We start from the raw sequence: 2,914 nt of genomic DNA, 5'->3' as shown, positions 1-2,914 counted from the left end.
ATCGGCATCATCACCGACGGCGATATCCGCCGTCATATCGCCAACGACCTTCTGGCAATGAGCGTCGATCAGGTGATGACCAGGAAACCGAAGACGGCGACGCCGGACACGCTGGTGGCGACTGCCCTGCAGACAATCAACGCCTCCGCTATCACAAGCCTGATGGTGGTGGAGGGCGGACGCCCCGTCGGGCTCGTCCACCTGCATGATCTGCTGCGTATCGGCGCGGCTTAGGGGTATGTCGATATACAGGCGATGCCGGCCTGCGACGCGGACGTCCTGCGCTTCCGGTGCTCACGTGCTTTCGAGTACGCTCCGCTCCGGTTCTCCGAAGTCGGCGTTCCCGACTCGGCCTGACCTGAATCTCAACACGCCCTGATCAGGGTCTCGCCTCAGATCGCCTCGACGGTCAGTTCCAGATCGGTATCGGCCGCGCCGGTGACGCGCACCTGCGTGCCGACCGGTAGATCCGGGCCGGAGACGCGCCACAGGGTGTCGCCCAGCCGGATGCGGCCGCGGCCGTTCTTGATCGGCTCGGCCAGCGTCGCGGTGCGGCCGACCATCTGCGCGCCGCGGCGGTTGAGCAGCGGCTGATCGGCGTCGTCATGACGACCGCCGACCAGTTTCTTGCCGACGAAGGCCGAGATCAGCGACAGGACCAGGAAGACCAGAACCTGGAGCTGCCAGGTCCAGAAGGCGGCGTCCCAGATGAGCAGCGACACCGCGCCGACGATCAGGGCGGCGATGCCGATCCACAGCATGAAGACGCCGGGCGCGACGACTTCCATCACCAGCAGCACGAAGCCCAGGACCATCCAGTTCCAAGGGCCGAGTTCGGAAATGATGCGATCAATCATGTGCGCTCTCCCAGAGCGGAAACATCAAATCGTGGAGACCATCAATTGTCGCCGGAGCGCACTACCGGCGGCCGCGAGCCTCGCTGCGTACCGGACGGGCCGTCTGCCTTGAAGACTTCCCTGGCGATCTCGCCGATGCCGCCCAGCGTGCCGATCAGCGACGACGCCTCCAGCGGCATCAGCACGATCTTGCTGTTCGAGGCCGAACCGATCCTGGTCAAGGCCTCAGTGTATTTCTGGGCGACAAAGTAGTTGAGCGCCTGCACGTCGCCCTTGGAGATGGCTTCGGACACGACCTGGGTCGCCTTGGCTTCGGCCTCGGCCGAACGCTCGCGCGCCTCGGCATCGCGGAAGGCTGCTTCCTTGCGGCCCTCCGCCTCGAGGATCTGCGACTGCTTGAGGCCCTCGGCGGCCAGGATCTGGGCGCGCTTGTCGCGCTCGGCCATCATCTGGCGGCCCATCGATTCAACCAGGTTGGCCGGCGGGTTGATGTCCTTGATCTCGACACGGGTGATCTTGATGCCCCAGGGATGCGCCGCCTCGTCGACGACGCGCAGCAGGCGCTCGTTGATGGCGTCGCGGTTGGACAGCAATTCGTCGAGGTCCATCGAGCCCATGACGGTGCGGATGTTGGTCATCGTCAGGTTGAGGATGGCGTTCTGCAGCCCGGCGACCTGATAGGCCGCCTGCGGGGCGTTGAGGACCTGGTAGAAGGCGACGCCGTCGACGCCGACGATGGCGTTGTCGCGGGTGATGATCTCCTGCGTGGGGACATCAAGCACCTGCTCCATCATGTTCATCTTGGCGCCGATGCGCTCGAAGATGGGGTTGATGATGTTGAGACCCGGCGTCAGTGTCTTGGTGTAACGGCCGAAACGCTCCACCGTGTAGTTGTAACCCTGCGGCACCGTCCTGATGCCTTTGAAAAGAAGGATGATGACCAGGAAGACAAGAACAATGATGGCAATATCGAAACCGCTGAAGCCCATTTCGTTTCTCCCTCAATAGGCGCCGACTTCACGAAATCACTTAAGTGTGTTTCCGCAGCGTTACAATCAGGTGATCACGAATATTGAATAGCGGAGGCTTTTGCGCACCGGTTTCAAGCTGTGGCGGCGAAGCGGGTCACACCCAGCCGGACAGCTCGCGCCGCACCAGCGCCTCGATCACGGCCATGCCCTCGTCGCTGTCGTTGAGGCAGGGGATGTGGGCGAAGTTCCCGCCGCCGGCATGGTGGAAGGTTTCGGCTGCCTCGCGGCCGATCTCGTCCAGCGTCTCGATACAGTCGACAGAAAAGCCGGGATTGACGATGGCGATCGACTTGACGCCCTCCTTGGCGAGCTTCTCGACCGTCACATCGGTGTAGGGCTGCAGCCATTCCTGCGCGCCGAAGCGCGACTGGAAGGTGGTGATCAGCTTCTTCTCGTCCCAGCTAAGCTTCTCGCGCAGCAGCCTCGTCGTCTCCAGGCAATGGGCCTGATAGGGATCGCCCTTGTCGGAATAGGGTTTCGGGATGCCGTGATAAGAGGCGATGACCACTTCCGGCTCGAAGTCGAGGCTCGCCAGATGCCGTTCGATCGAGCAGGCAAGGGCCTCGATGTAGACGGGCTCGTCATAGTAGGGCGGCACGCTGCGGATCGCCGGCGCGCGCCTGATCTTCATCAGCGCGCGGAACAGCTGATCGTTGGCGGTCGCGGTGGTTGTCGCCGAATATTGCGGGTAGAGCGGAAAGGAAAGGATGCGGTCGCAGCCCTGCTCGACCAGTCCTCGGGCGACGCTCGCGGTCGAGGGGTTGCCGTAGCGCATCGCCCAGTCGACCATGACATCCGGCAGGTCGCCAAGCGCCTTGGCGAGCTTCTCCGCCTGGGCGCGCGTAAAGGTGCGCAGCGGCGACTCGTTCTTCTCCCGGTTCCAGATCCTGGCGTAGTTGGCGCCCGATTTCTTCGGCCGTGTCGTCAGCACCAACCCGTAGAGGATCGGATACCAGATCGCCTTATTGAGCTCGATGACGCGCGGGTCGGAGAGGAATTCCCTGAGGTAGCGCCACATCGGCCTGA

4 protein-coding genes are annotated in these 2,914 nt (G+C 63.2%); 1 reads left to right on the top strand and 3 read right to left on the bottom strand.

The genetic code is table 11. The annotated features are described in order from the left end of the window. The coding region (locus EOA33_RS30585; protein WP_127407346.1) for a CBS domain-containing protein at positions 1–234 on the top strand (234 nt) is incomplete at its 5' end. Between the two features lie 158 nt (positions 235–392). Here EOA33_RS30585 and EOA33_RS30580 read toward each other — a convergent pair. The 3 genes from EOA33_RS30580 to hemH form a co-directional block, all read right to left on the bottom strand. Continuing rightward, a complete protein-coding gene (locus EOA33_RS30580) occupies positions 393–857 on the bottom strand; it encodes an NfeD family protein (RefSeq protein WP_126058425.1) in 465 nt (154 codons plus the stop codon). A 41-nt stretch (positions 858–898) separates the two neighbouring features. After that, entirely contained in the window at positions 899–1,846 is a 948-nt protein-coding gene (locus tag EOA33_RS30575) for an SPFH domain-containing protein (protein WP_127407345.1), read from the bottom strand. Between the two features lie 136 nt (positions 1,847–1,982). Next, a partial coding sequence (hemH, locus tag EOA33_RS30570) for a ferrochelatase (RefSeq protein ID WP_127407344.1) occupies positions 1,983–2,914 on the bottom strand: 932 nt, incomplete at its 5' end.

The organism is Mesorhizobium sp. M4A.F.Ca.ET.050.02.1.1 (assembly GCF_003997725.1).
In the GTDB taxonomy this organism is placed as follows: Bacteria; Pseudomonadota; Alphaproteobacteria; order Rhizobiales; family Rhizobiaceae; genus Mesorhizobium.
The sequence above is the reverse complement of the archived record's forward strand: the minus strand, read 5'-3'. Positions and strand labels throughout refer to the sequence as shown.

What these genes read in the sequence shown, in the direction of transcription:
- EOA33_RS30580 (WP_126058425.1), bottom strand. Translation starts at nt 857, where the DNA reads ATGATTGATCGCATCATTTCCGAACTCGGCCCTTGGAACTGGATGGTC.
- EOA33_RS30575 (WP_127407345.1), bottom strand. Translation starts at nt 1,846, where the DNA reads ATGGGCTTCAGCGGTTTCGATATTGCCATCATTGTTCTTGTCTTCCTG.